This window comes from Conyzicola sp., assembly GCF_057073975.1.
In genome coordinates, this window is the sequence record NZ_JBXMIS010000087.1 from 20,982 (window position 1) to 47,271 (window position 26,290).

Annotated in this window: 21 protein-coding genes; 9 read left to right on the plus strand and 12 right to left on the minus strand. The window is 67.5% G+C overall.

What is annotated here, in order from left to right; translation table 11 throughout:
- The first annotated feature begins 78 nt into the window (after positions 1-78).
- A complete protein-coding gene (gene ald / locus AC14A7_RS07655; protein WP_484007818.1) occupies positions 79-1,194 on the plus strand; it encodes an alanine dehydrogenase in 1,116 nt (371 codons plus the stop codon).
- On the opposite strand, the gene AC14A7_RS07660 is transcribed toward ald, so the two are convergent.
- The 9 genes from AC14A7_RS07660 to AC14A7_RS07700 all read right to left on the minus strand — a co-directional run bounded on the left by AC14A7_RS07660 (position 1,191) and on the right by AC14A7_RS07700 (position 16,900).
- On the minus strand, positions 1,191-1,955 hold the full coding sequence (locus AC14A7_RS07660) for a zinc-ribbon domain-containing protein (RefSeq protein WP_484007820.1): 765 nt from the start codon (positions 1,953-1,955) through the stop codon (positions 1,191-1,193). The two genes, ald and AC14A7_RS07660, sit on opposite strands and share 4 nt — an antisense overlap.
- Complete coding sequence (locus AC14A7_RS07665) at positions 1,952-4,279, minus strand: transglutaminase TgpA family protein (protein WP_484007822.1); 2,328 nt, start codon at positions 4,277-4,279, stop codon at positions 1,952-1,954. The genes AC14A7_RS07660 and AC14A7_RS07665 overlap by 4 nt, the downstream gene beginning before the upstream one ends.
- Positions 4,276-5,628: a DUF58 domain-containing protein gene (locus AC14A7_RS07670; RefSeq protein WP_484007824.1), complete on the minus strand. Its 1,353-nt coding sequence runs from the start codon at positions 5,626-5,628 to the stop codon at positions 4,276-4,278. The genes AC14A7_RS07665 and AC14A7_RS07670 overlap by 4 nt, the downstream gene beginning before the upstream one ends.
- A complete protein-coding gene (locus tag AC14A7_RS07675) occupies positions 5,625-6,596 on the minus strand; it encodes an AAA family ATPase (protein ID WP_484007826.1) in 972 nt (323 codons plus the stop codon). Before AC14A7_RS07675 ends, AC14A7_RS07670 begins: the two co-directional genes overlap by 4 nt.
- A gap of 31 nt (positions 6,597-6,627) precedes the next feature.
- Positions 6,628-12,450, minus strand: a complete 5,823-nt coding sequence (locus tag AC14A7_RS07680) for an Ig-like domain-containing protein (protein ID WP_484007828.1) — start codon at positions 12,448-12,450, stop codon at positions 6,628-6,630.
- A 3-nt stretch (positions 12,451-12,453) separates the two neighbouring features.
- Positions 12,454-13,902, minus strand: coding sequence for a protein kinase domain-containing protein (locus tag AC14A7_RS07685; RefSeq protein WP_484007830.1), 1,449 nt, complete (start codon positions 13,900-13,902; stop codon positions 12,454-12,456).
- 85 nt (positions 13,903-13,987) lie between these two features.
- Positions 13,988-14,776 (minus strand): PP2C family protein-serine/threonine phosphatase, encoded by a 789-nt coding sequence (locus AC14A7_RS07690; protein WP_484007832.1) that lies wholly within the window; start codon positions 14,774-14,776, stop codon positions 13,988-13,990.
- Positions 14,773-15,387, minus strand: coding sequence for an FHA domain-containing protein (locus tag AC14A7_RS07695; RefSeq protein ID WP_484007834.1), 615 nt, complete (start codon positions 15,385-15,387; stop codon positions 14,773-14,775). The genes AC14A7_RS07690 and AC14A7_RS07695 overlap by 4 nt, the downstream gene beginning before the upstream one ends.
- Before the next feature lie 79 nt (positions 15,388-15,466).
- Positions 15,467-16,900: a gamma-aminobutyraldehyde dehydrogenase gene (locus tag AC14A7_RS07700; protein ID WP_484007836.1), complete on the minus strand. Its 1,434-nt coding sequence runs from the start codon at positions 16,898-16,900 to the stop codon at positions 15,467-15,469.
- Between the two features lie 125 nt (positions 16,901-17,025).
- On the opposite strand from AC14A7_RS07700, the gene AC14A7_RS07705 reads away from it, so the two are divergent.
- From AC14A7_RS07705 to AC14A7_RS07720, 4 genes are read left to right on the plus strand one after another with little or no spacing between them, the layout of a single operon-like run.
- The gene (locus tag AC14A7_RS07705; RefSeq protein ID WP_484007838.1) at positions 17,026-17,505 is read left to right on the plus strand and encodes an Lrp/AsnC family transcriptional regulator; all 480 of its coding nucleotides are present in this window, start codon (positions 17,026-17,028) and stop codon (positions 17,503-17,505) included.
- Positions 17,506-17,507: 2 nt separating this feature from the next.
- Positions 17,508-18,890, plus strand: coding sequence for an aspartate aminotransferase family protein (locus AC14A7_RS07710; RefSeq protein WP_484007840.1), 1,383 nt, complete (start codon positions 17,508-17,510; stop codon positions 18,888-18,890).
- A 10-nt stretch (positions 18,891-18,900) separates the two neighbouring features.
- On the plus strand, positions 18,901-20,262 hold the full coding sequence (locus AC14A7_RS07715; RefSeq protein ID WP_484007842.1) for an NAD(P)/FAD-dependent oxidoreductase: 1,362 nt from the start codon (positions 18,901-18,903) through the stop codon (positions 20,260-20,262).
- Between the two features lie 17 nt (positions 20,263-20,279).
- Positions 20,280-21,392, plus strand: a complete 1,113-nt coding sequence (locus AC14A7_RS07720) for a hypothetical protein (RefSeq protein ID WP_484007844.1) — start codon at positions 20,280-20,282, stop codon at positions 21,390-21,392.
- A gap of 3 nt (positions 21,393-21,395) precedes the next feature.
- Here AC14A7_RS07720 and AC14A7_RS07725 read toward each other — a convergent pair whose 3' ends face one another.
- Positions 21,396-21,929, minus strand: coding sequence for a hypothetical protein (locus AC14A7_RS07725; protein WP_484007846.1), 534 nt, complete (start codon positions 21,927-21,929; stop codon positions 21,396-21,398).
- A 187-nt stretch (positions 21,930-22,116) separates the two neighbouring features.
- On the opposite strand from AC14A7_RS07725, the gene AC14A7_RS07730 reads away from it, so the two are divergent.
- Complete coding sequence (locus AC14A7_RS07730; protein WP_484007848.1) at positions 22,117-22,611, plus strand: TspO/MBR family protein; 495 nt, start codon at positions 22,117-22,119, stop codon at positions 22,609-22,611.
- On the opposite strand, the gene AC14A7_RS07735 is transcribed toward AC14A7_RS07730, so the two are convergent.
- A complete protein-coding gene (locus AC14A7_RS07735) occupies positions 22,608-23,453 on the minus strand; it encodes a LysR family transcriptional regulator ArgP (protein WP_484007850.1) in 846 nt (281 codons plus the stop codon). The genes AC14A7_RS07730 and AC14A7_RS07735 overlap by 4 nt on opposite strands.
- A gap of 70 nt (positions 23,454-23,523) precedes the next feature.
- Between AC14A7_RS07735 and AC14A7_RS07740 the strand changes: the two genes are divergently transcribed.
- Entirely contained in the window at positions 23,524-24,132 is a 609-nt protein-coding gene (locus AC14A7_RS07740; RefSeq protein WP_484007852.1) for a LysE/ArgO family amino acid transporter, read from the plus strand.
- Here the strand turns inward: AC14A7_RS07740 and AC14A7_RS07745 are convergent.
- On the minus strand, positions 24,129-25,100 hold the full coding sequence (locus AC14A7_RS07745) for an aldo/keto reductase (protein WP_484007854.1): 972 nt from the start codon (positions 25,098-25,100) through the stop codon (positions 24,129-24,131). The two genes, AC14A7_RS07740 and AC14A7_RS07745, sit on opposite strands and share 4 nt — an antisense overlap.
- Positions 25,101-25,204: 104 nt before the next feature.
- Here AC14A7_RS07745 and AC14A7_RS07750 point away from each other — a divergent pair, with 104 nt between their 5' ends.
- Positions 25,205-25,723, plus strand: a complete 519-nt coding sequence (locus AC14A7_RS07750) for a methylated-DNA--[protein]-cysteine S-methyltransferase (protein ID WP_484007856.1) — start codon at positions 25,205-25,207, stop codon at positions 25,721-25,723.
- Positions 25,720-26,289, plus strand: a complete 570-nt coding sequence (locus tag AC14A7_RS07755; protein ID WP_484007858.1) for a DNA-3-methyladenine glycosylase I — start codon at positions 25,720-25,722, stop codon at positions 26,287-26,289. Before AC14A7_RS07750 ends, AC14A7_RS07755 begins: the two co-directional genes overlap by 4 nt.
- Position 26,290: the final 1 nt, after the last annotated feature.

The window sequence follows — 26,290 nt, forward strand, 5'->3', positions numbered from 1 at the left end:
AATCAGCACTATTCGCGGCAAATTGCTGCGGATTCCATCGCCGCTCCGGACTACGCTTGTGCGCATGAAGGTCAGCGCATGAAGGTCGCGGTCGCAAAAGAGATCAAGAACAACGAGTTCCGGGTTGCCATAACCCCGGCCGGTGTGCACGACCTGGTGGCCAACGGCCACGAGGTCACCGTCGAGACGGGCGCCGGCCTCGGGTCCTCGATACCCGACGAGGCCTACGCGGCGGCTGGAGCATCCATCGCTCCCGATGCAGAGAGCACGTGGGGCGGCGCAGAGCTGCTGCTCAAGGTCAAGGAGCCGATCGCCGCCGAGTACGGCCATCTGCGCGACGACCTCGTGCTGTTCACCTACCTCCACCTCGCGGCAGACCGTCCGCTGACCGACGCCCTCACAGCGTCTGGCATCACGGCAATCGCCTACGAGACCGTTCAGCTCCCGACCCGCGCGCTGCCCCTGCTCGCGCCCATGAGCGAGGTGGCGGGCAGGCTCGCCCCGATCGTCGGGGCCAATGCGATGCTGAAGCCCAACGGCGGACCGGGGATGCTGGTGCCCGGCGTTCCCGGAACCCACCCTGCGACGGTGGTCGTGCTCGGCGGCGGCGTCGCTGGAACCAACGCGATCTCCGTTGCCGTCGGACTCGGCGCGGAGGTGACCGTGCTCGACACCAACCTGCAGAGGCTTCGCGAGCTCGACGCCCTCTACGCCGGTCGCATCAAGACGATCGCGTCGAACACCTTCGAGATCGACCGTGCCTGCGTCTCCGCCGACATGGTCATCGGCTCGGTGCTCGTGCCGGGGGCCAAGGCGCCCAAGCTCGTGAGCAACGAGCTGGTCTCGCGCATGAAGCCGGGCAGTGTGCTCGTCGATATCGCGGTCGACCAGGGTGGATGCTTCGCCGACACCCACGCGACGACGCACGCCGACCCCACCTACATGGTGCACAACTCGCTCTTCTACTGCGTCGCGAACATGCCGGGCGCTGTGCCGAACACCTCGACCTATGCGCTGACGAACGCGACGATGCCCTACGTGCGGGCCATCGCCGGCCTCGGCTGGAAGGCCGCCCTTCGCGCCGACGCGGCTCTCGCCCTCGGGCTCAACACGCACGCCGGGTCGATCACCTACGAGCCGGTCGCCGCCGCCCACGGGCTCGCGCACGTGTCACTGGAGTCTGCGCTCGCCTAGCTGACCACGAAGAACTGCTCCCCGATGCTGACCCGGGTGCCGCGCACGACGCGATAGCGCTTTCCGGCGTCGCAGCGAGAGGGAGCCGCATCCGGCTCGCGAACGATGGTGCCGTTGCCGGACCAGCGGTCGGAGATCCAGAAGACGCCACCGGTCTGCCCGAACTCCAGGTGCGTCTTCGAGACCGACTTGCCCGGATCGATGATCGTCACGAGCTGGTCGAAGTACTCCCCCGGCTGGGCGACGGGGTTGCGGCCGATGAGCCCGGTGCCAAAGACCGTCACGCTCTCTCCCGTGCTGAACTGCAGCACGAAGCGCGCGCCGGAGGTTCCGCGCTGAACGATGCGCGTTGCCTCGGTGTCGTCCTCCGGCTCTGGCTCTAGTTCAGGCTCCGGCTCGGGCTGCGCCTCCGGCTCTGGCTCCGGCTCTGGCTCTGGCTCTGGCTCCAGTTCCGGCTCCGGCTCCAGCTCCGGCTCCGGCTCCAGCGGCATGGCCGGCACGAGGTCGATGACCTCCGGCTCGGCAGTGACGAGCGTCACCGGCTCGGAGAGCGGCGCCGGGGTTGCGACGGGACCAGAGCTGGGAAGAGGCTCGGGCTCGGGCGCGGGAGTCGGGACCGGCTCCGGCACTGTCGCCGACTCCGCCACCGGCGCTGCTGCTGGTCGTCGCGCTGGCTGGCTCGACTGCGCGAGCGAACGGCCGCACTCGCCGCAGAACAGGGCGGTGGCTGGCAGCTCTGTGCCGCAATGACTGCAGATCATCGGCGCTGCCCTCGCGATCGCGACTGGCGCGCAGCCTGGCGGGCGACAAGGCCCCGAACACTGTCGCCGCCGAGAGAGCGCAGCGAGACACGCGCACGGATGCGGGCCCAGCGGCTGAGTCCCTCATCCAGTGACGCCGTCAGCTCGTCGACCGACCGCCACAGCTTCGCTGCCTCATCGGCGCTCGGCCGCGTCGGCGCGAAGGTTGCGCGATCCGCCACCGTGGCAACCAGCAGCGAGGCGCTGCGCATCTCGTCGTCGCGCCCCACGGCGGCGGCGAGCTCTGTGCGGGTCGCCGCTGCGGGCGGGGTGAACCCGTGGTCGACCACGGCATCCTCGAACTCCCGCCAGCCACCCGTGATTCGTGCGAGCGGGCTTGCCGCTTTGCGCCGAAGGGCGCGGCGACGCAGCTTCGCGCCGATGATCACGAGGAACGGCGACACGAGCACCCCGAGAATGAGGATGGTCCAGCCGAGCACCTTCGCGACAGCGAGCAGCACGAGCAGCCACGGCTCTGTGACGTCCTGGTCGTTGTCGACTGCCTCCGTCGGCGACTGGTTGTCGAGGATCTCCTGCTCCTCGATCGGCGGCTGGACGACCGATTGGGGTCGTGAGACCGTCGCGGGGTCTTCCGGCTCCTCCTCGGGAATCTCGCGCTCCTCCGGCGTCGGATCGAGTGCTACCCAGCCGAGCTCCGCCGTGTCGATCTCGATCCACGCCGAGACCATGCTGCCGGTCACATCCACGGCACCATCGCCGCTCTGCTCCGGAGTGAATCCGAAGACAACGCGAGCCGGGAATCCGATCTGCCGCGCCATGAGGGCAGCAGCCACCGCGTACTGCTCTCCGTCGCCGATCATCTGCTGGGCGGTGACCAGCTCTGTGATGCGGTCGGACGAGTGTCCTGACCGGCTTGGCGGCGCATCCTCGCCGATGCCGTGGCTGATGTAGCCGTCGTCGGCCAGGCCCTCGAGCACGGCGGCGAGCCGCTCGCCCTGCCCGTCGAGGCCGCTGGTGTATCGCTCGATTCGGCTCGTGAGCTCGGCTGGGATCGTCGGCTCCGGCACCGTTGCAGCACCGGCGCTCAGCGACGAGAGCTGACCTGCAGTGACCTCCGCGGGCAGCACAGCGGTGAGTGTGTACTCGTCACCGGTCTCGAGCCCTCCGATGACTGCTGCGGTACCCGAGGTGTCGTTGTAGTAGAACGCGTCTCGAAGCGCCGAGGCGCGACGGCCGTCGAAGTCGATGGATTCGAACTTGCCAACCGTCGGAAGCCAGACGCCGTCGTAGTCGCCGACCCTGAGGTCGACGGAGACGGGAGTTCCCGCGACACCCGACTGGTCGAAGCGCTGTGGCACCCGCGTGAAGGATCCAGACTCGCTCGACACGTCGGCGCTGCCGACCGCGTAGACGATGCCGTCGTAGCTGTCGAGGGTGGCGATGCGCAGCCGTGCTCCAGCGGGAAGGCCGTCGACGGTGAAGATGACAGCGTCATCCATTCCGTCTCTGAGGTACTGCCGGAAGCCGACGAGCGGCGAGGGGTAGTCGCGCGGGTCGAACGGCTGTTCCACCGACGTTCGCAGCACGGTGCGCTCCTGCTGAGGAGGGAGCCCGAGAGAGGCGCCGATCGCCAGTGCTCCCGCGACGAGGAGCACGATGAGGGCGCTGGCAATCGTGCGGAACCCCACGAGCCGCTGTCGCGCCGCGCTGTCGTGCATCCTGATAGCGGCCCGGCGCCGGTGCCATCGGCGCCAGATCAGCCACAGCAGCGTCACGGCAAGGAGGGCGAGGGCGAGCTGCATCGGCCACGCCGCCTCGCGGGAGCCGAACGCGATGCCGACGATGAAGAGCACCATAGGGCCGGCCGCGGCGATGTCTCCCCTGCGCGCACGCAGAGCGATCGTCAGGCTGATCACAACGGTAAGCAGCACTGCCACGAACGCTGGCACCAGGAGCCCCTGGTATGTGCCGACCGGAAGAGTGATCGTGAGCATCTGCTTCCAGCCGAGCGCAACGCTCGCGAACAGCGACCGGAGTCCCTCGAGCGTCGGCACGACACGGTAGAGCGCCTCTGCCGGAACGGCCAGCGCGACGCCGAGTGCGGCGAACGCGACCAGCGTGAGCGGCACGACGACGGCCGACGGCCAGCGCCAGACGGCTCCAGCCACGGCGATAGCCGACCCGACCACGATGGTGACGGCGACCATGACGATGAAGTGGACATCCTCGTAGATCGGCCACCATGCGGCAGCGGCGACGACAACGGCGATGGCGAGCAGCAGGGTGTTTGCCGCGATGAACCCCGCAGACGGACGCGGCTTCACGAGGTCGCCCGCAGCAGAGACCGGTTGAGCTCGTCGAGGTAGCCGATGGTGAGCACACTCAGTCCTGCGACCTGACGGAACCCGGGGATCGACTCCGGGTCGCAGACGACCGCGACGACCTCGACCCCGACGGGGAACTGGATGGATGCCGCGCGCAGCTCCGCGGGCGTCGTCAGCGACCCGCAGATGATGAATGCAACCGACACGCCAGGAACCCTGCCGCCCGCGACCCGCGCGACGTCGACGAGCGGGAGCGCTGTCTCTGAGTGCTCGACGAGGGCGAGGTCGTCGAGCAGGCGGTTGCGGCTGAGAGTCGCGAGGGCCTTGACCGCGAACACCTTGCGCTTGGCAAACTCCGGGGTGCGCTCGCTCACGATCACCGAGACATCGCGGGTGTCGCGAATGGCCCGGGCTCCGAGCGATCCGGCCACGCTCACCGCGAGCTCGAACTCCTCGTCGCTGGCGTAGTCGACGGAGGCGAGGCTGAGGGCGATAACGAGGTGGCTGCGCTTGGTCTGCTCGAACTGCCGCACCATGTAGGTGCCGGTCTTGGCCGTCGACTTCCAGTGGATGTTGCGGCGCTCGTCACCGGCGACGTACTCGCGGAGTGCGTGGAAGGAGATGTCGCTCGACGTGAGGTCGCGCGTCGCGCTGCCCCCGAGGTCGCGCACGAAGCCGGTGCTCATGCTCGGGATCCCGATGGTGCGCGGGTGCACGAACAGCTCGCTCGCCGCCGTCCAGATGTGCTCGCGACGCACAAGCCCGATGGGGTCGGCGCGCACGGTGCGCACCGGGCCGACTGCAAGAACCCCACGACGACTCGCCGGCACGGTGAAGTCCTGTGTCTGCTCTCCGTGTGGCGGAATGCCAGAGACGACGACCTCGGCGAGTGCGGCGCCGACGGGAACCTCGAGCGTGAACGCCGAGGTGCGAAAGCGCCCGGGGTTGGCAACGACGAGCTCGCCGATCACGGGCTGGCCCACCACCGTGCGGCTGTGCGGAAGGCGGAGCCTGACGCTGAGCGACGGCGAGCCGATCAGGTACAGCACCGCGATCAGCAGCAGCACCGCACACGCCCACGCGGCGACGACGAGCTCGAGCCAGCCGAGACGGTAGCCGAGGATGAAGCCGAACGGCACGAACACGATCATGATCCAGCCGAGCGGGGTCACGACATCCCCGGCCCTCGCAGCGAAGCGGGAGCCGACGTCTCGAACGAGCCGTCCGGTGCGCACCGCAGCGACGACGAGGTCGGCGAGGAAGCCGGTGCGGCTTCCGACGATCCGCGTGCGCGCGTTGGTGAGCCCGTCAGTCCCGGTCGGAAACTGGGTGTCGGTTCGAAGGGTCACACGGCTTGCCGATCACTCGGCGGCGGCGTCTCGATGATGATCTGCCCGATGACGCTCGTCGAGCTGACGCCGTCGAACTCAGCCTCCGGGTCGAGCACGAGTCGGTGGGCGAGCACGGGCTCGGCGAGTGTCTTGATGTCGTCGGGAATGACGTAGTGCCGTCCATTGGCCGCGGCGAGGGTCTTCGCGGTGCGCACGAGAGCGAGCGCGCCGCGAACGCTCGCGCCAAGTCGCACCTCGGTGGCCGAGCGGGTGGCGTCGATGAGCCTGCTGACGTAGTCGTTGATCGATGGGTCGACGTGCACGGTGCGGGCGATCTCGGACATCTCGGTGATCACCTCGGAGGTCACAACCGCCGGAACGGTCGTGTCGTGGGCCTTGGTTCCGGCGCCCTCGAGGATGCGGAGGGTCGACGAGTGGTCTGGGTACCCGATCGACGTCTTCATGAGGAAGCGGTCGAGCTGTGCCTCGGGGAGCCGGTAGGTGCCGGCCTGCTCGATGGGGTTCTGCGTTGCGATGACCATGAACGGCGACCCGACAGCGTGGGTGACACCGTCAACGGTCACGCGGCCCTCTTCCATCACCTCGAGCAACGCGGACTGGGTCTTCGGACTGGCACGGTTGATCTCGTCGGCGAGCACGATCGACGAGAAGATGGGGCCCTTGTGAAACTCGAAGACCGCGTGGCCCTGGTCGTAGATGCTGACACCCGTGATGTCTCCGGGCAGCAGGTCTGGTGTGAACTGGATGCGGTTGTTGGTGCCCTTGACGCTCTGCGCCATGGCGCGGGCGAGCGAGGTCTTGCCCGTTCCGGGGAAGTCCTCCAGCAGCAGGTGCCCCTCGCTCAGCAGCGCGGTGAAGGCGAGCCGGATGACGAAGTTCTTGCCGAGCAGCACAGTCTCCACGTTCGCGGTGAGGCGCGTGAAGATGTCGGAGAACCAGGCAGCCTGTTCGGGTGTCATGGTCATAGCTGTGCCTCTCGGGTACGGGGTATCAACATCAGGTCGTGCACGTGAACTCGCCGTAGCCGGGGTCGACGTATCCATTGACAGTAGCCGTCACCCGCATCGAAATGGCGCTGGACGGAACCGGGTCGTCTGGCGAGCCGTAGCTTCCGTAAAGCACCCAGGGGAACTCGAGGTAGCTGACGGTGTAGACGGTGGTGACGGCACCGCTGTTCGTCGGCTGGGTGATGACAGGGGCAGTTCCGGTGGTCGCGTCGCAGGTCGCAATCGTGACGCGCGTGTTGACGGGTGTCAGCGTGGTCGGCCCTGACGCCGATCCGCAGTAGGCATCGGAGTCGTTGCGGCACGCGCGGAAGACGACATCGATCGACTGGCCGTATGCAGCGCCGGGCGAACCGAGGGTTGTCAGCCAGTTGTCTGCCGGAACATCGCGCCATGTGCCGTCGGTGCTGAGCTGGTACTGGTACTTGAAGACGGTTCCGCTTGCCGACAGGGCACCGGCGAGGATGTCGAACTGGCCGGTTCCGCGATCGCTCACTGACGCGGATCCGCTCGCAGCACCCGGAGCCTCGAGGCTGACCGTCGCGCCGGTCGCCGCCACGGTGCAGTAGCTGCCGTTGTCTGCAAGCACGAAGTAGGTGTATGTCTCGCCGTCGACGGCTGTCGGGTCGGTGTACGGGGACGCCACGCTCGACGCGAGCACCGTGCCGGTCGTGCAGTCGGCCGGGCTCACCGCGCCATCCGCGCGGGCGACGGAGTACACAACCGGGCCGCCGCAGTTGGAGGCGCTCGGCCCCCAGGTCACGGTGATGTCGCCATTCGTGGCGCTCGTCGCCTGGGGTGCCGGATTCGGCGGAGGCGGCGGGCCGACGGTGTGGGCCGTCGTCGAGGAGCGGTTCCAATCGGCCGCCGAGGTGACCTGTGCCGCGTTGGTCGCGTAGACCTCGACGGTGTAGACCACGTCGTTGGGGAGTCCGCCGATCGTCGTCGATGTTGTCGACGGTCCGACCTGGGCCGCGATCGAGCCGTTCAGCAGAACGGTGTAGCCCGAGACCTGCGTGCCGGGGTTCGGGTCTGGCACCGAGGACCACGAGACGTCGATCGAGCCGCCCGATGGCGCCGATGCAGGAGCCGTCGGTGTCGCGGACACCGACGCAGGAGCCGACGGCAGATAGTCGATCGAGTACGCGTCACTGAGCGGGCTTGGCGCAGAGTCGCCGATACCGTTCGTCGCCACGACCTGGAACGTGTACAGCTGCCCGACCGTCAAGCCCGGCAACGAGCAGACAAGAGTCGTTCCGCAGTCGTGGCTGTAGCTTCCGTTGCTCGAGCTCACGATTCGGTAGTTGGTGATCGGCGAGTTGTTGGGCAGCGGAGGGGTGATCCTCAGCCGCAGCTCGCCGTTGACGAACGTGTTCGCCTGGCGCGTGAGCTTGGCTGGCACATCGGGAACGTCCTGGATCGAGATATGGACGTAGCCCCAGGCATAGCGGTCCGGGTCTCCGGTGGCATCGGCCACCTGGTACTGAAGGTTGATATCGACGGGCGCGGCATCGGCGGCCACGGTCACGGTGATCCTGCTCTGGTTCTCTGTCACGCCGACCGAGACACCAGCGGGAAGGCTCGCGCTGTCAGCGCCGGTGACCTGGACGACCCGGAGCGGCTGGCCCGGGAAGGGGTTCGTCGCCCCGTCGTTGTCGAGCACGTCGATGACCGTCGTCTCGCCTCGTCGCGTTGTGGCGTTGTCGGCGGCCGGGCGCGCGATGGGGCGGGTCGACGGCACGACACTGAGTTCGATCCGACCGGATCTGCCCTCGTTGACCGCGTCACGAACGCCGAGCGTCATCGCGGTCGACGTTCCCTTGACGGCGTCGTCGTCGGCCGTGATGGTGAGCGACTGGCCGTCGAGCTCGTAGGTGAATCCGACGGGGTCGGAGTCGATCACGCTGAACACGAGCTCGTCGAGGTCGTCTTCGTAGCGGTAGTCGGTGAGTCTGACGAGATCGAGCGTCTTCGACTGGCCCGGCTCGAAGTCGATGACCGCACCGGTGAACGAGGGGGGCTGGTTGGTGCGCGGCTGCACAGTGATCGGCAGCACAAGAGTCGCCTTGCGGCCATCGGGGTCGGATGCGGAGGTGCCGTCGGTGACCTCGAACGAGATCGAGGCTGGTCCGAAGTAGAGCTCTGCCGACGTGTAGGTCAGCGTGTCGCGGTCGACGACGAGCGACGTGCCATCGGAGTGGGTTGCCGCGACCGTGCTCGAGTCGGTGAGTCGCACCTGCTTGCCACCGACGGCGAGCACGTAGTCGTTGAGGTCGATCTCGAGCGTGTCCTCGCTGTTGACGACGAGCGGCTTCGCCCGCCTGTCGATCTGCGGGAGAGCATCGTTGTAGCCGGGCACCCAGATGAAGGCGTAGGAGCGAAGGGTCGAGTCCTCCGGATGCGACACGGCGAACGGGATGATCTGGCGCTCATCGCCAACAGTGACCCTGATCGACTTGTCGGGCAGCACCGTCGTTCCGGGATACCCCTGCAGCACTGAGACACCGAGATCGGTCACCGCACCGTCGGCGAAGAACACCCTGGAGAGCACGTCGACGTCGACGGTGTCGTTGTCGAGGATGTCGGAGAGGGTCAGCACGGTGTCCGACGCGATCGGATACGCGAGCGGCGCATTGTTGGAGACGATGACGGTGATGAAGTTGGAGCTCGTCCCCCCGCGCTCGTTCGCGATCGTGTACCGGAATCCGTACCGGCCGACCTCCGCTGGCGGTGTGATCCTCACGATGTCGCCGTCGACGATCTCGGCCCGCGAGTCCTCGTCGTTGGACAGCACCTCCGTCACGCTCAGCGGACTGCCATCCGGGTCGGAGTCGTTGGCGAGCACCTGCACGGAGACCGTTGCCCCAGGACGCGATCGCACCTCGTCCTCGATCGCCACAGGGTTGCGTGCGCCGTCGAGCCGCGGCGAGATGCCGACCCGCACGATGCCGGTCGCCCTCGCCCCGAGCGCGTCGATGAGCGTGTAGGTGAAGGTGTCGGTGCCGGCAGAGTACTGCCCTGCCTCGTACATGAGGTAGTTCGACCCGACCTCGGTGACCGAGCCCTTCTCTGGGCTCGTCTCCTGGCCGAGAAGCTGAACGGAGTCGCCATCCGGGTCGATGCCGTTCAGCGGAACGTCGATTCTCACCTTCTCGCCAGACAGCACCCGCGCGGTGATGCGGTTCGGCGCCGGTGCGTGGTTGGTATCGAGGCTGGGCTCGCGCACCTGAATGGACACCTGAGCCTGTGCCGTCTGCCCGAAGGGTCCCGCGATCTGGTACACCGCCGTGAAGTTGCCGGCCTTGTCTGGCGCGAGATAGCGCAGCGTGTTGGCGGAGGCGAACAGGAGCCCGGCATCCTCACCGACGTTCTCGACCAGTTCCGGATCGAGGGTGATCGACTCCCCGTCGGGGTGCTCGTCGTTCTGCATCACGTCGATCGTGATGGCGTCCCCGACCCGCACCGTCACCGTGTCATCTCGCGCGATCGGCGGTTGCAGGACCTCTGGGCTCGGTATCTGGATGACGGTGATGGTGCCTTGGGCCTCAGAGAGGCCGTTGCTGATGCGGTAGTTGAAGATCACGGGGGCAGCGATCGGCCCCTCGAGGGTGACGCGCACCGCACGCTGCTCTAGCACCTCCGCCCGCACCGGCGCGCCGACAGGCATGTTCATGACCCCGGTGACGAGAAGAACCCCGCCAGCCGGATCGATGTCGGTCGCCGCTACGTCGATCGTGACGCTCTTGCTGGCCTGGACGAAGATGGTCTTCGGCACCGTGATGGGCGTCGTGTTGGTGTCTGGCGGCGCCGCGACGTCGATGCGCACCACTCCCGTGACGGTCTGGACGTCGTCTGTCACCACGTACTCGATGTAGTGAGTTCCGACGGTCTCACTGGAGAACCGGAAGGAGCCCCGAGCGAAGTTCGGCTTGATCGTCACACCGCTCTTCGACGGCACAGCGTTGAGGCGAACGGGCGCACTGCCGCCGCGCACGTGCTCGAGGGGCAGCACGCGCTCCTCGACGCCGGCATAGGCGAGCACGACGAACGGATCAGCGATGAGTGGCACCTCACCCGGCCGACTGACGGTCACCGTGAGGGTTCCGAACCCCTCGGCGGAGCCATCGGAGACGGCGACGGTCACGGTCTTCGTGCCCGCCGATGCCTCGCCCTTGTCGGAGAAGATAATCTCGCCATCGGCCTTGTGGCTCACGGTATCGGGGCCGGGAACCGTTGCATCTGAGACGAACATCGGGTCGCCGTCGGGATCGACCCAGTCGCCAAGCACCTGCACCGTCACGAGCCCGCCGGAGACGACCTCGACGGTGCTCGCACGCGCCTGGATCGGCGGGGAGTTCTCTGAGTCCGCCCGAACCGCGACCGTCACCGTCGCACTCGCGGTACCGCCGCGCCCGTCGCTGATCGAGTAGGAGAAGCTCACCGGTCCGACCGCGCCGGGGGTCAGGGTGAGCTGCAGCTGCTGGGCCTCGTTGATGATGTCGACCCTGCCGACCGCATCCCCGGGACCGTCGACGGCGGAGACCACCAGCACGTCGCCATTGGGGTCGTAGTCGTTGAGCAGAACGGGCAGCACGGTCGCGCGGCCAGGGCGAGCACCGAACTCGTCGTTGACGGCCACGGGGGGCGCCTGCAGCTCCTCCGTCTGCGGCGGTGTGCTCTCGTCGTTCTGCTGGATCTCGTCGTCGTCGTCGAGCACGGAGATCAGGTCGTCCCAGTTGTCGATGAGCTCGCCGTTCGCCTGCACCGCCCACGCGTCGCCACTGCGGGAGTCGTTCAGCACAACGCGGTTGCCGTTGGACTTGAACTGCAGCGACGGTGCGCCCGGCATGCTGTCGAGACCGAGGAGGTCGGCATCGTCCCCCGCGCCGCAGTCGCGCCAGGCCTGCCCCTCCGACCACGCTGCGAAGGTGCATCCGTCGATGACGACGGGGGCCGCGACCGCACCAGCGCGCCCGTCGACGAGGCTGCGCGGGCCGCCGCCGAAGGGAACAGAGAGGAGCCCGCCCGCGTAGGCGACGAGCACCTCATCACCGTCGACCGACGGCTGTTGCAGCACGGGAGATCCGCCTGCGTCGACGGCCGCCGCGAGGCTCACCGAGCCGGCCTCCGTCTCTAGCACCGCGTCATCCGATTCGAGCACCGCCCAGCGACCGCCGACGGAGGTGATGCTGAAGTCGCCGTTCGTCGACGCAAACGACGTCGTGCTCACCTCTTCGACCAGCCCGGCCGTCGCGGCATCGACTCGGAACACCTGCTGTGTCTCTGGTGAGAAGCCGAACAGCACGCCGTTGGCGTCGACGCTGACGACCGTGTCGGCGCCGAGATTGAGGATGGGCGCCTGGGCGGTCTCGAAGCCCTTGAGCCCCAGCAGCGGCACGCTCCAGAGCTCGCCCGTTCCCTCTGAGTAGATGACGACGTTGGCCCCGGCGAGGAACACGCGCGGGGTGTTGGGAGGAAGGGCGACGCTGTCGAGCACCACCGAGGTCGCAGCATCGACGATGTCGAGCTTGGCATCGCTGCGGTCGAACAGCAGCACGGTGGCTCCGGACTGGATGACCTCGACCTCGTCACCCGCACTCTCCACCACGGTGTTGAGCTCGAACACCTCCGTGTTCGCGCGGCCGATGTACTGGTCGGCCTGGTTGGCGATCCAGACGGAGGAGTCGTTGAGGTCGAGTCGCTGCGCGCTGTATCCCGTTGAGATCACCGCGGTCGCGACGACGAGCGCAACCACGAGAACGCTGCTCGTCGCCGTGATGGCGAGCGAGAGGTGTGAGCGGAGCCAGGAGCGCATGGGCTACTCGTCGACGTCCACGCACTTTTGCGCGCTGGGAGCACCGAGTTTGCCGCCCTGGTTGACGGTGACGATGAGGCAGACCCGCTCGCCCGGCTGCGCGGAGTACGGGAAGCTTGCGGTCTTCTGCACGCTGAGGGCGCCGCCGTTGATCTCGACCTGGTACGAGTCCTCTGCGCCGATGCCGGGGTCTGGCCAGCTGAACTCGACGTTCTCGCCGCTCACCGAGGCCTGAATGTCCTGTACGACGGGAATCTCGCCAGAGGTCGACCGGATGAGCACGAGAGTGGCAATCGCGGCGAGCGCGATAACGAGGGCGGCGCACCCGATGAGGATCCACTGGAGCACCTGGATGCCGCGGGCTCGCGGAGCCGGTCGCGTCATGGTGTTACGGGCGTTCGGCACGTTGCCCGTCTGCCGCAACAGCGTTCCAACAGGGCTGTACTCGCCCTGCACTGCGGCAACGCGGCGGCGGCGCTTGCGAGAGTTGGCGGCCGTTACGGCACCGGAGACACCGCGCACACGCGTGCGGTCCTCGAGATCGGCGACGGTCGCGAGCGCCCAGTCGTCCATGGCGACCTCGACCTGCGTCTGGGGCAGCCCCAGCTCCGTCTCGACCGCCTGCAGCTCTCGCACGAACTCGAGGACGCTCGCGTGCCGGTTCTCCGGCTTGCGCGACATCGCCCGCGACAGCGCCGACTCAAGGCTGGAGGGAACGTCGCTGCGCTCGATCGGCTGGATGCGCGCCCTGGCGATCCGCGCGATCAGATCGGTCGACTTGTTGGAGTCGCCCGGCACCTCGAACGGCGACCGGCCCGCGAGGAAGGAGTAGACAGTTGCGGCGAGCGACCACACCTCTGACTCGACGGTTCCGGCGGTCTCGTCGAGCAGCACCTCTGGCGCCGACCACGGAATGGACATGCCGACCACGGCGCCTTCATCTGGCGCACCGAGCGTCGAGCCGCTCAGGGTCGACGCGATGCCGAAGTCGGAGAGCACGGGGTGCCCATAGGCGGTGAGAAGGATGTTGGACGGCTTGATGTCGCGGTGCAGCACGCCGGCACGGTGGGCTGTCTCGATCGCGCTGCCGATCTTGATGGCGATGCGCAGCACCTCCGCGACGGCGAGTCGCTCCTGCCGATAGCGCTGGCTCAGAGCAGAGGAGCAGAGTTCCATGACGAGATACGGGCGGCCGTCGCTCGACACGCTCGCCTGGTACACCGTGAGGATCGACGGATGGGCGCTCAGCTGTGCCATGAGGTTGGCCTCTGCCTGAAACATCTGCCGAACCTGGTCATTGACCACCTCGCTCAGCATGACCTTGACGGCCACCTGACGGCGCGGCATGTTCTGCTCGTAGAGGAAGACATCGGCGAAGCCGCCAGCTCCAAGCACGTGGAGGTGGTTGAAACCGGGCAGGGTCGGAGGCTGGGATGGCAGACGGCGCGCCACGAGACCCCCTCTTCACCGTAGACAGGTGTCATCATTCTAGGCAGTCGCGTGAGCCCGCAACTGGAACTACCCCCGGGTTGGGGTGCTATGCAGGCAGCTCGACGCTGAGCACCTCGACCACGATGACGGTGACGTTGTCACGGCCGCCCGACGCGAGGGCAGCATCCACGAGCGCTCCCGCCGTCTCTGCCGGGCTCAGGCGCGCGGCGAGGTTCAGCCGGATGCGCTTGTCGTCGAGCTCGCCAGTGAGGCCGTCGGAGCAGATGACGAGACGCAGCCCCTTCTTCAGCGGCAGCATCCAGTAGTCGGGGGTCGGCTGCGACTGGAAGCCCACGGCGCGCGTGATGATGTTGCCGTCGGGGTGCTTGGCGACCTGAGAGCGGGTGATCTGCCCCGCCTCGAACATCTCCTGCACGAGCGAGTGGTCGACCGTGACCTGCTTGAGGCTGTTGCGTTCGAAGCGGTACACCCGGCTGTCGCCGATGTTGAACACCGCGAAGGTCGGTATGCCGTCGACAAGAGTGAGTACAGCCCCGGTCACCGTGGTTCCGACACCCAGCTCGCTGTCTCCCGCGACGATCGCGATATCTCTCGTTGCCTCCTCGAGGGCGAGCTCGACCAGCTGAGGAGCGGCGACCGGTCCGGTGATGGCCTCGTCGAGCCGGTCGACGACGGCTGCGCTGGCGAGGTCTCCCGAGAGGTGCCCGCCCATTCCGTCGGCGACGGCGAAGACGGGCACCCTGGCCAGGTAGCTGTCCTCGTTGGCCTTTCGTCGGCGTCCGACATCCGTCTCTGCGGCCCAGGCCAGCCGCACGGTCGCGCCGCCTGGCAGGGTGAAGGTCTCCCCGGGGTTGTCGGAGCCGATGGTCGTCATGAGCGGCCCGGTGCCGTGCGCTCCTGCAGCGGCAGGATCTCGATGACGATGCGGTCGCCGATGTCGATGAGGGTGCCTGGGGTCACCACGAGCGACTCTCCCTGCCGCAGTCGGCGAACGGCGAGCCCCGGCACGCCGACGGCCGTTCCGTTGGTCGATCGCATGTCGGTGACGACGACGGTGCGGCCGACCTGGCGAAGCTCGAGGTGCGTGCTCGAGACCTCGCTAGTAGCCGACGGCACGCGAACGAGACGCGGCATCCCTCCTCTGACCACGCGTGGCGCGCTGGGCCGACGACCGATGTACACGACGGCATCGAGAAGGATGACGGCGCTCGATCCGACCCGAAAGCCGTAGAACTGGGGGGCGGGCGGCGCGATCGGCACGTCGGGCACAGTGGATCGCTGGCGCCCGGGCAGGGAGCCCTCGGTGGCCGGCCATGCGCCGTGCGATCCGTACCGCTGCTCCGGGGGCGCGGGAGGCTCCACGAGCTGATGGGGCCGCTTCGTGCCGTGCGTGGCCATGACGGTGTCAGAGGAGTCGGGCTCGGCGCGCGTGCCGGAGGCGTCGACGGGTGCAACCGTCACCGTATCCTCGAAGTCCGACTCCACAGGGCAAGTCTACGAACGTGTCACCCACCCGGGTGACAACCGGGCGCGACTGGTCGCAATACGGGTGCGGCGTCGAGCACTATCCGATGTAGCTCATGACGTGCTTCACCCGCGTGTAGTCCTCGAAGCCGTAGCTCGAGAGGTCCTTGCCGTAACCCGAGTGCTTGAAGCCGCCGTGCGGCATCTCTGCGACAAGTGGGATGTGGGTGTTGATCCAGACGCAGCCGAAGTCGAGGTTCTTCGCCATCCGCATCGCGGTCGAGTGGTCGGTCGTCCAGACGCTCGATGACAGGCCGTACTGCACGTCGTTCGCCCAGCGGGTAGCCTCCGCCTCGTCGCGGAACTTCTGCACCGTGATGACGGGGCCGAAGATCTCGCGCTGGATGGCGTCGTCGGTCTGCTTCAGACCCGATACGACTGTCGCCTCGTAGAAGTAGCCGCTGTCACCCTGGCGGTGCCCGCCGAGCTCGACGACGGCGTTGTCGGGCAGGTTGTCGATGAATCCGCTCACCTGGGCGAGCTGGTTCGCGTTGTTCACCGGTCCGAACAGGATGCCCTCCTCGTGCGGAGCACCGGTGCGCGCGTTCTCCTTCGCCCACGCCACGATCGCGGCAACGAACTCGTCGTGGATCGACTCGTGCACGAGCACGCGCGTCGCCGCGGTGCAGTCCTGGCCGGCATTGAAGTATCCCGCGATGCCGATGCCCTCGACGGCCGCCTCGATGTTCGCGTCGGCGAAGACGACAACGGGAGCCTTGCCACCGAGCTCGAGGTGCACGCGCTTGAGGTCGCCGGACGCCGCCTTCGCCACCTCCATACCCGCCCGCACCGATCCCGTGATCGAGATCATCTGCGGCGTGCGGTGGTCGACCATGGCGGCCCCGGTCGTACGGTCGCCGGTGATGACGTTGAGCACGCCCTTCGGCAGGAACTCTGCCGCGACCTCGGCGAGCAGCAGGGTGGAGCTCGGCGTTGTGTCCGAGGGCTTCAGCACCGTCGTGTTGCCGGCCGCGATGGCGGGAGCGAACTTCCAGACGGCCATGTTGAGCGGGTAGTTCCACGGGGTGACCTGGCCGATGACCCCGATCGGCTCCCGGCGGATTGACGAGGTGTGGTCTTTCATGTACTCGGCGCTCGCCATGCCGCTGAGGTGGCGGGCCTCCCCCGCGAAGAAGCGGATCTGGTCGACAGAGAGCATGATCTCGTCGTCGACAAGACTCGCGCGCGGCTTGCCCGTGTCTTGCGACTCGGCGTCGGCGAACTCCTCTGCCCGCGCCTCCATCGCGTCGGCAATGCGGAACAGCGCGAGCTGGCGGTCCGCTGGGGTGGTCTCGCGCCATCCTTCGAACGCCGACTTCGCGGCGGAGAACGCCGCGTCGACATCGGCCGCGCTGGAGACCGGTGAGGTCGCGTAGGACTTCTCGGTCGCGGGGTCGATCACCTCGAAGGAGGCATCCCCTTTCGCGTCGACGAACTCGCCATTGATGAAATTACGGATCTCCCGAGCGCTCATGAGTCCACCATAACCATCAGGGTGGGTGGGCTTCTACCCCGCAGACAGTGGATTTCGTCGTGAAAACCCGCCTCAAAGTGCGGAATCGCTTGTCGGCGGCATCCGCGGCTGACAGAATCAGGTGCATGCCCACCTCTCCGCGACCGCCGGCCAAGCCCGTGCAGCTCGATGACGTGTCCAAGGCCATCATCGAGCAGCTGCAGGCCGATGGACGCCGCTCGTATGCAGAGATCGGCAAGGCCGTGGGCCTCAGCGAGGCAGCGGTTCGGCAGAGGGTGCAGAAGCTCACCGACTCCGGCGTCATGCAGGTGGTCGCCGTCACCGACCCGATGCAGCTCGGCTTCTACCGCCAGGCGATGATCGGCATCCGCGTCACCGGCGACACGACCGAGGTGGCGCGAGCCCTGTCGGCGCTGCCCGCCGTCGACTATGTGGTGCTGACCGCCGGCAGCTTCGACCTGCTCGTCGAGATCGTCTGCGAGAACGACGACGACCTCATCGCGCTCCTCAACAAGGAGATCCGCATGATCCAGGGCGTGCAGTCAACAGAGACCTTCGTCTACCTGAAGCTCGTCAAACAGCAATACAACTGGGGAACTAGATAACCATGCACACGGAATACGACAACGACGATCTCCAGCAGAAGGCGAAAGACCATCTCTGGATGCACTTCTCCCGCCAGTCCGCGGCGGAGGCCAACGGGGTGCCCATCATCGTCAAGGGTGAGGGACACCACATCTGGGACAGCACCGGTCGCAAGTACATCGACGGACTGAGCGGCCTCTTCGTCGTCAACGCCGGACACGGGCGCAAGCGCCTCGCCCAGGCTGCCGCCAAGCAGGCAGAGGAGCTCGCGTTCTTCCCCATCTGGTCGTACGCGCACCCGAACGCCATCGAGCTGGCCGACCGACTCGCCGACCACGCTCCCGGCGACCTCAACCGCGTCTTCTTCTCCACGGGAGGCGGCGAGGCGGTGGAGACCGCGTTCAAGCTCGCCAAGTACTACTGGAAGCTGCAGGGCCAGCCGGCCAAGACCAAGGTCATCTCCCGCGCGGTCGCCTATCACGGCACCCCGCAGGGCGCGCTCTCGATCACCGGTATCCCGGCGATGAAGTCGATGTTCGAGCCGCTGGTGCCCGGCGGATTCCGCGTGCCGAACACCAACTACTACCGTGCGCAGGAGATGGGCTTCGATGGCACTATCGAGCAGTTCGGCCTCTGGGCTGCGAACCGCATCGAGGAGATGATCCTGTTCGAGGGTGCCGACACCGTCGCCGCCGTCTTCCTCGAGCCGGTGCAGAACAGCGGTGGATGCTTCCCGCCTCCCCCCGGCTACTTCCAGCGGGTACGAGAGATCTGCGACCAGTACGACGTGCTGCTCGTCGCCGACGAGGTCATCACCGCGTTCGGGCGCATCGGCAACGTCTTCGCGTCGACCACCTACGGCATCCAGCCAGACATGATCACGTGCGCGAAGGGCATGACAAGCGGATACTCGCCGATCGGCGCGACCATTGTCTCCGACCGGATCTACGAGCCGTTCCGCCACGGCACGACCGCGTTCTACCACGGCTACACCTTCGGCGGGCACCCGGTCAGCGCTGCTGTCGCGCTCGAGAACCTCGACATCTTCGAGGAGGAGAAGCTCAATGAGAACGTGCGAGAGAACTCGCCCCTGTTCCGTGCCGCCCTCGAACGCCTGAGCGACCTTCCGATCGTCGGTGATGTGCGCGGCGACGGGTACTTCTTCGGCATCGAGCTCGTCAAGGACAAGGCCACCAAGACCACGTTCGACGACGACGAGTCGGAGCGCCTCCTGCGCGGATTCCTCTCCAAGGCGCTGTACGAGGCCGGCCTCTACTGCAGAGCCGACGACCGTGGCGACCCCGTCATCCAGCTTGCTCCCCCGCTGACGATCGGGCCGGCCGAGTTCGACGAGATCGAGGGAATCCTGCGCGGCGTGCTCACCGAGGCGTGGACGCGGCTGTGACCTTCCGCTGGTGACCGACTACCGGGCGCTGTCGTTCTGGCACGACTCCGTCGACGACGACCTCACGCCCCGGGCGGCACTGCCCGGTGACGCGACGGCAGACGTCGCGATCATCGGCGCGGGCCTCACCGGACTGTGGACGGCGTACTACCTGCTAGAGCGCGACCCATCGCTGCGCGTCGTGCTGCTGGAGAAGCACATCGCGGGATTCGGCGCGTCGGGTCGCAACGGCGGCTGGTGCTCTGCCCTCTTTCCCGCATCCACCGCCTCCCTCGAGCGCCGCCACGGCCGTGACGCCGCTATCGCCATGCGCCGCGCGATGATCGCGACCGTCGACGAGGTTGCACGGGTCGTCGCCGCAGAACGCCTCGCGTGCGACTTCGCGCGAGGGGGCACCATCGCCTTCGCCCGCTCGGAGGTGCAGCTCGCCGCAGCGAGAGCAGAGGTGGAGGAGGCCGACGCCTATGGGGTCGACGAGCTCGAGATGCTCGACCCCGACGTGCTCGCCGGAGCCAATGGCGCCCTCGGGGCGAGCTTCGACCCGTCGTGCGCGCGCCTGCCCCCCGCCGCCCTCGTGCGGGGCCTCGCGCGGGTCGTCGAGGCGCGCGGAGCCGTCATCCACGAGCAGACAGAGGTGCTCGACTGGGAGCCGGGCACGGTGCGCACGACCCGTGGCTCCGTGCGGGCACCGCACGTGGTCGTTGCAACGGAGGGATACGGTGCGACCCTGCCGAAGACGCACCGCCGCATCCTTCCCCTGTACTCCCTCATGATCGCGACAGAGCCGCTCGACGACGCAACGTGGGACTCGATGGGGATCGCCCATGGCCGCACCTTCACCGACTTCCGGCACCTGCTCGTGTACGGACAGCGCACGGCCGACAATCGCGTCGCCTTCGGCGGGCGCGGTGCCCGCTACCACTGGGGCAGCAGCATCCAGCCGGGTTTCGACCGCTCCGCGGCTGTCTTCTCGCATCTCACGACGGCTCTCGCAGAGCTCTTTCCCCAGACGCAGGGAGCGGAGATCACCCACCGCTGGGGAGGGCCGTTGGGAGTGCCGCGCGACTGGCACGCGAGCGTCACCCTCGATCGCTCGACGGGGATCGCGAGTGCCGGCGGCTACGTCGGCGACGGCCTCAGCACCACGAACCTCGCGGGGCGAACCATCGCCGACCTCATCGCCGGGGCCGACACAGACCTCACGAGCCTGCCCTGGGTCGATCACCGCTCACCGTCGTGGGAGCCGGAGCCGCTGCGATTCATCGGATCCAATCTCGGCATGCTCGCCATGCGTGCGGCAGATGCAGAGGAGCGCGTTACCTCACGGCAATCCATTGCTGCGAAGATTATGGGGCCGCTCGTCGGCCACTGACCCGCACGGAGGCACCCATGACATACAACCCGGGCACTCCTCCTGAGCCGTTTTCCTGGCAGGCAGCGCCTCAGCAGACTCCGGCCGCCTACGTTCCGATGCAGTACCTCCCTCCCGGGCCACCCCCTCTTCCGCCGCGGCGGCGGCGCGCTCCCGCGATCGTCTCCCTCATCGTGCTCGCGGCGGTCGCCGTTGGGGCGTACGCGGTCGTGACCAACCGCCAGGCCATCGTCGACCAGTGGGTCGTCTGGAACGCGGAGCCGGATGCGACGATCGCCGCCTACATCGACCGCGCGAAGCTGAGCGACCACGGGGAGTTCCTTCTGCTCGCGAGCCAGCCCCGCATCGCCGATGGCGAGGCATTCAACAGCATTTGCGGCAGCCAGGAGGAGGGCGCTGGCGTGCTCGGGTGCTACACGTCCAACGACATGCGCATCACGCTGTTCGACGTCACCGACCCGCAGCTCGACGGCATCGAGGAGGTGGTGGCCGCCCATGAGATGCTGCACGCGGCGTGGGACCGCATGCCCCTCTCCCAGCGCGCCGAGCTCGACACCCTCTTGGAGAAGCAGTACGCCGCCCTCGGAGACGACGAGGCCTTCGTTGAGCGCATGGACATCTACGCCCGCACCGAACCGGGTCAGCGCGCCAACGAGCTGCACTCGATCATCGGCACGGAGGTCGGCGAGCTGATTCCAGAGCTTGAGGAGTACTACGCGCAGTACTTCGACGATCGGGCAACGGTGGTGCAGCTGCACACGACCTCCAACGCCGTCTTCGTCGAGATTGAGGCGAAATCGGCTGCCCTCGTCGCGGAGCTCGACGAGCTTCGCCATGGCATCGAGGCAGACAGCGCGAGCGCCAGCGCCCAGCAGGAGCAGTTGAACGCCGACATCGAGAACTTCAATGAGCGCGCTGACTCTGGGACGATGACCCAGGAGGAGTTCGACCGTGAACGTGCGACTCTCATCAGTCGACAGGATGCGATCAGCGCCCGGTTCGACGACATCGAGGCGCGAATCACGCTCTTCGACGCCAAGAGCGCAGAACTCGAGCAGCTCAACGCTCAGGCTGCCGCTCTGAACACAGCGCTCAACATCACGCCGCGCACGACGGAGACGATCGAGTAGCGGCTACTTCGCTGCCTCGAGCTTGGTGACCTCGCTCGAGTCGGGCCCGTCAGTCAGCACGCATGGGCCCGTCGCATCGATGTGCACCGTCGCGCCGACGCCATCGGCGTCGCCCTCCGTCGAGGTGAAGACGAGCGTGGACACGGCGCCGGGGCGCGTGAGGGTCGTCGTGTTCTCGCCGTCCTTGGTGCCGGAGACGTACCACCCGTCGTCGATGAACGAATCGGCGACGTCAGAGCTGATCTGCGCGACCCGCCAGGCCGCGTCCTTGTCGATGTTGGCAAGGAGGGAGGACTGCCATGAGCGGTAGAGCCCCTTCGGGTCTTCTTCTTCTGTCTTGCAGGCGACGGAGCCATCTTCCTCGCCCGCGATCGACTCGATAGCTCCAGACGGGATTCGGGAGGATGCCTCGTTGCGCAGCAGCTGCGTCGGACCCTTCGTCTCCGTCAGCGACGCCGTTGGCGACTCCGACTCACCGGCGCAGCCAGTGAGCACGAGAACGACAGACAGTGCCGTCACCCCGACGACGGACTTCATTGCTGGGAGCATCGTTGCAACCTCTTTCACCCGCGCGCCACCGTATGGCGTTGGTTCCCTTGAATTCGAACTTAGCCTGTGAACGGTCACAAACGGGTCTCGTTTCCGCCCCAGTACAGGGGATGCGCGAGTACAGGGGATGCGCGCGGCACTTGCGACTCCCCGTCACTGCGACGACGCTTGGGACATGAAGATCCGCTCAGCGCTCGTGCTCCTCGCCTTTATCGCCATCTCGTTCGGCGCCGCGGCACTCGGCACCATCGCCACCATCCAGAATGTCGACGGCTGGTACGCCGAGGCGGAGAAGGCATCGTGGAGCCCGCCGAACGCCCTCTTCGGCCCGGTGTGGACGCTGCTCTACACCCTCATGTCGGTCGCGGCCTGGCTCGTCTGGAGGCAGCGCGACCGCGTCGACGTGCGCCCGGCGCTGACGGCGTACGTCATCCAGCTCGTACTGAACGCGCTCTGGACCCCGGTCTTCTTCGGGCTGTACCCCGCGGCAGGAGCGCCGGCGCTGTGGATCGCCCTCGCAATCATCGCCGCCCTCGACGTGCTCGTGCTGGTGACGATGCTGCGGTTCTGGCCGGTCAGCCGAGCGGCGGCGTGGATGCTGGTTCCCTACTGGATCTGGGTGCTCTTCGCCACGACGCTCAATGCGGCGGTCGCCGTGCTCAACAGCTAGGCGAGGGCGACCCGCGCCGCGTCGATCACCGCTGCGGCAACGGCATCGAGCGCTGCCGTGCGCAGCGACCACTGCTGCCAGTAGAGGTCGACGTCGACGTGGCGCCCCGGATCGACCTCGACGATGGCATCGCTCGCCTGCTGGTCTGGCACCATGCCCCAGCCGAGTCCGAGCTCGACGGCGGCGACGAAGTCCTGCGACCCGGGGATGTAGTGGCGGGGAGGATCGAGGCGCGCCCTGCTGCGCGAGCGGAGGTAGCGATCCTGCAGCTGGTCCTTGCGGTCGAACACGACCACGGGCGCGGCGGCGAGTGCCGCCGTCGAGACACCTTCGGCGAACCAGCGCTGCACGAAGCCCCGGGTGGCCATCGGACGGTACCGCATCGTGCCGAGGCTCGTGACGGTGCACCCCTGCACGGGTCGGTCGTCGGTGGTGATCGCGGCCATGACCGTTCCCGCACGCAACAGCTCGGCAGAGTGGTCCTGGTCTTCCCGCTGCAGGTCGAAGACGATGCCCCCCTCGATGCTCGCGAGCGCCGGGAGCACCCACGTGGCCAGCGCATCGCTGCTCATCGCGAGAGGGATCGACACCGTCGCCGTCTCCGCGAGCCCAGCGTCAGAGACCAGGGCATCGACCTGCCTCGCGAGCCGAAGGTAGGTCTCGCCCGCTGTCGTCACCGTCGTCGGCTTGGAGCGCCGAACGAGCACCTGCCCCGCACTGCCCTCGAGCGCCTTGATGCGCTGGCTGACCGCCGACGGGGTCAGGTGCAGCGCCGCTGCCGCTGCCTCGAAGCTGCCAGTGTCGACGGCAGCGGCAAGGGCGCGAAGGTGGTCGAGATTCACATTAGCAACGCTAATCCAGACCTTGCTTATTTAGCTACGCTTTTGCATTCAGTCGCCCTAGTCTCGAACCGTGCTCCTCTCCGCCCTGTCTGGCCTCGGCTTCGGCCTCTCGCTTATCGTCGCCATCGGCGCCCAGAATGCCTTCGTGCTGCGGCAGGGGCTGCGCCGGGAGCACGTGCTGGCCGTCGTTGCCATCTGCGCCATCTCCGACGCGATCCTCATCGCACTGGGTGTCGGAGGGCTCGGCACGCTCGTGCAGCTCGCCCCGTGGCTGCTCGTCGTGGTGCGGATCGGCGGGGCGGCCTTCCTGCTCGGCTACGGCATCCTCGCCGCTCGCCGCGCGATCCGACCGTCACGACTCGTGGCCGACGAGTCCGGGTCGTCAACCGCACTCTGGCCGACGGTGCTCACCGTGCTCGCCCTCACCTGGCTCAACCCGCACGTGTATCTCGACACCGTCGTTCTCCTCGGCTCGGTGGCGGGAACCCACGGAGACGACCGCTGGTGGTTCGCGGCCGGCGCGATCGCGGCGAGCATCGCATGGTTCTCTGCCCTCGGGTTCGGTGCGCGACTGCTTCGACCCCTCTTTGCCAGGCCGGTGTCGTGGCGCGTCCTCGACGCCGTCATCGCGATCGTCATGATCGCGATCGCCGTCTCGCTCGTGGTCGGGTTGTTCTAGGCGGTGTTCCCCGTCGCGAAGATCGCAGAGATAGCCGCGATGTCGTCTGCACTGGCGTTCCAGCTGCCAGCAGCATCCGCGTTCTGTCGCACCTGCTCCGGCCTCGTGGTGCCAGCAATCACGCTCGTGAGCCCCGGCTGGGCGAGCAGCCAGGTGAACGTGGCCGTGAGCATGCTCACCTCGCGCTCTGCGCAGAAGGCGGCGTAGCGCTCGATCGTGTCCCACGGCGCATTCGCCGCGATGTGCGGTCGGATGCTCATGATGCGGGAGTCGGCTGGCCCGCCCTCGCGGGTGAACTTGCCGGTGAGAAGGCCGTTGTAGAGCGGGAAGAAGGGGAGGAAGCCAAGCCCGTAGGCGTTGACCGCCGGAAGCACCTCCGCCTCGACGGATCGCTCGAGCAGGCTGTACTCGCTCTGCGCCGAGATGAACCTGCTGTGCCCGCGCAGCTGGGCGAGGTACTCCGCCTCGACCACCTGCCACCCCGCGAGGTTGGAGTGGCCGATGTAGCGCACCTTGCCCTCGGCAACGAGCTCGTCGAGCGCCGCGATCGTCTCCTCCACCGGGGTCAGCGGGTCGGGCCGGTGCAGCTGGTAGAGGTCGATCCAGTCGGTCTGCAGCCGCCGCAGCGACGCCTCGACGGCGATCCGGATGTAGCGCCGTGATCCGCGGGCCTCCCAGTCCGGTCCGTTCGCACCCGCCATGTCCATGCCGAACTTGGTGGCGAGCACGATCTTCTCGCGCTTGCCGCCCCGCAGCGCCTCGCCCATGAGCGACTCGCTCAGGCCGCGCTCTGATCCGTAGATGTCTGCCGTGTCGAAGAGGGTGATGCCCGCGTCGATCGCGGCATCGATGACGGCATTCGTGCCCTCTTGGGTCTCGGTGATCGTCGATGCACGGCCGAAGTTGTTGCAGCCGAGTCCGATGGTCGAGACGCGAAGACCGGAGCGGCCGAGGGTGCGGTATTCCATGCATTGAGCCTACGACCACTCCCCCACAGCGAGCCTCGATCACGAGAGCGCACCGAAGCCCTCCGCTGCTTCTCGATGTCGGATGCCGGGGCTACAGTCGTGCCATGATCACCTCAACGCTTACCCGGCCGGCACCGGCCTACCTGCGCCGCGTCGACAGCCCTATCGGCCGACTCGAGATCACGAGCAACGGCACCGCCATCACATCGCTCTCCATCGAGAAAGACGGCCACCTGCCGCTCGAGGAGCACGCGGAGAACAGCAACGCCCTCCTCGACACCGCGGCCCAGCAGCTCACCGAGTACTTTGCCGGCGCCCGCCACGACTTCGACCTTCCCGTCGTCTTCGACTCCGGCACCGAGTTTCAGCGCTCCATCTGGGCCAAGCTCGTCGACCTCGAATGGGGTGAGGTCGTCTCCTACGGTGAGCTCGGCCTCGCCACCGGTCGCGCGACTGCTGGCCGCGCTGTCGGCGGTGCGGTCGGGGCCAACCCGGTGCCGATCATCGTGCCATGCCACCGTGTGCTCGCCTCCAACAACCGCATCACCGGCTACAGCGGCGGCAACGGCATTCCCACCAAGGCATGGCTGCTTGCCCACGAGGGCATCGCGCACAGCGTATGACGGTCGTTGTCGGCGACGACGGTAGAGCACGTTGCTCGTGGGCGGCCTCCGACGAGGAGTATCGCCGCTACCACGATGAGGAGTGGGGGGTGCCTCTGCACGGCGACCAGCCCCTGTTCGAGAAGCTGAGCCTCGAGGGGTTTCAGGCGGGGCTGTCCTGGATCACGATCCTCAAGCGGCGACCGGCGTTTCGCGAGGTCTTCCATGGCTTCGAGCTTGACCGGGTGGCAGCGATGACGCCGACCGAGGCGGACGCACTCATGGATGACGCCCGCATCATCCGCAACCGCGCCAAGATCGAGGCGACGATCTCCAATGCGCGCATCGCGCTCGAGCTCACCGCTGGCTCCCCCGGGGCGCTCGACACCCTCATGTGGAGCTTCGCTCCCGTCGGCCGCGTCCGCCCGGCGGCGGTGCCGGCGGTGACCGACGAGTCGACGGCGATGAGCACGGCGCTGCGCTCCCTCGGATTCCGCTTCGTCGGGCCAACGACGATGTACGCCCTCATGCAGTCCGCCGGCATGGTCGACGACCATGACCAGCAGTGCTTCAGGGCAGCCGCGTAGC

Coding starts and splice junctions, on each gene's coding strand:
- AC14A7_RS07725 (WP_484007846.1), bottom strand. CDS start 21,929: ATGAAGTCCGTCGTCGGGGTGACGGCACTGTCTGTCGTTCTCGTGCTC.
- AC14A7_RS07720 (WP_484007844.1), top strand. CDS start 20,280: ATGACATACAACCCGGGCACTCCTCCTGAGCCGTTTTCCTGGCAGGCA.
- AC14A7_RS07730 (WP_484007848.1), top strand. CDS start 22,117: ATGAAGATCCGCTCAGCGCTCGTGCTCCTCGCCTTTATCGCCATCTCG.
- AC14A7_RS07755 (WP_484007858.1), top strand. CDS start 25,720: ATGACGGTCGTTGTCGGCGACGACGGTAGAGCACGTTGCTCGTGGGCG.
- AC14A7_RS07690 (WP_484007832.1), bottom strand. CDS start 14,776: ATGACGACCATCGGCTCCGACAACCCCGGGGAGACCTTCACCCTGCCA.
- AC14A7_RS07705 (WP_484007838.1), top strand. CDS start 17,026: ATGCCCACCTCTCCGCGACCGCCGGCCAAGCCCGTGCAGCTCGATGAC.
- AC14A7_RS07710 (WP_484007840.1), top strand. CDS start 17,508: ATGCACACGGAATACGACAACGACGATCTCCAGCAGAAGGCGAAAGAC.
- ald (WP_484007818.1), top strand. CDS start 79: ATGAAGGTCGCGGTCGCAAAAGAGATCAAGAACAACGAGTTCCGGGTT.
- AC14A7_RS07675 (WP_484007826.1), bottom strand. CDS start 6,596: ATGACCATGACACCCGAACAGGCTGCCTGGTTCTCCGACATCTTCACG.
- AC14A7_RS07750 (WP_484007856.1), top strand. CDS start 25,205: ATGATCACCTCAACGCTTACCCGGCCGGCACCGGCCTACCTGCGCCGC.
- AC14A7_RS07700 (WP_484007836.1), bottom strand. CDS start 16,900: ATGAGCGCTCGGGAGATCCGTAATTTCATCAATGGCGAGTTCGTCGAC.
- AC14A7_RS07745 (WP_484007854.1), bottom strand. CDS start 25,100: ATGGAATACCGCACCCTCGGCCGCTCCGGTCTTCGCGTCTCGACCATC.
- AC14A7_RS07660 (WP_484007820.1), bottom strand. CDS start 1,955: ATGATCTGCAGTCATTGCGGCACAGAGCTGCCAGCCACCGCCCTGTTC.
- AC14A7_RS07680 (WP_484007828.1), bottom strand. CDS start 12,450: ATGCGCTCCTGGCTCCGCTCACACCTCTCGCTCGCCATCACGGCGACG.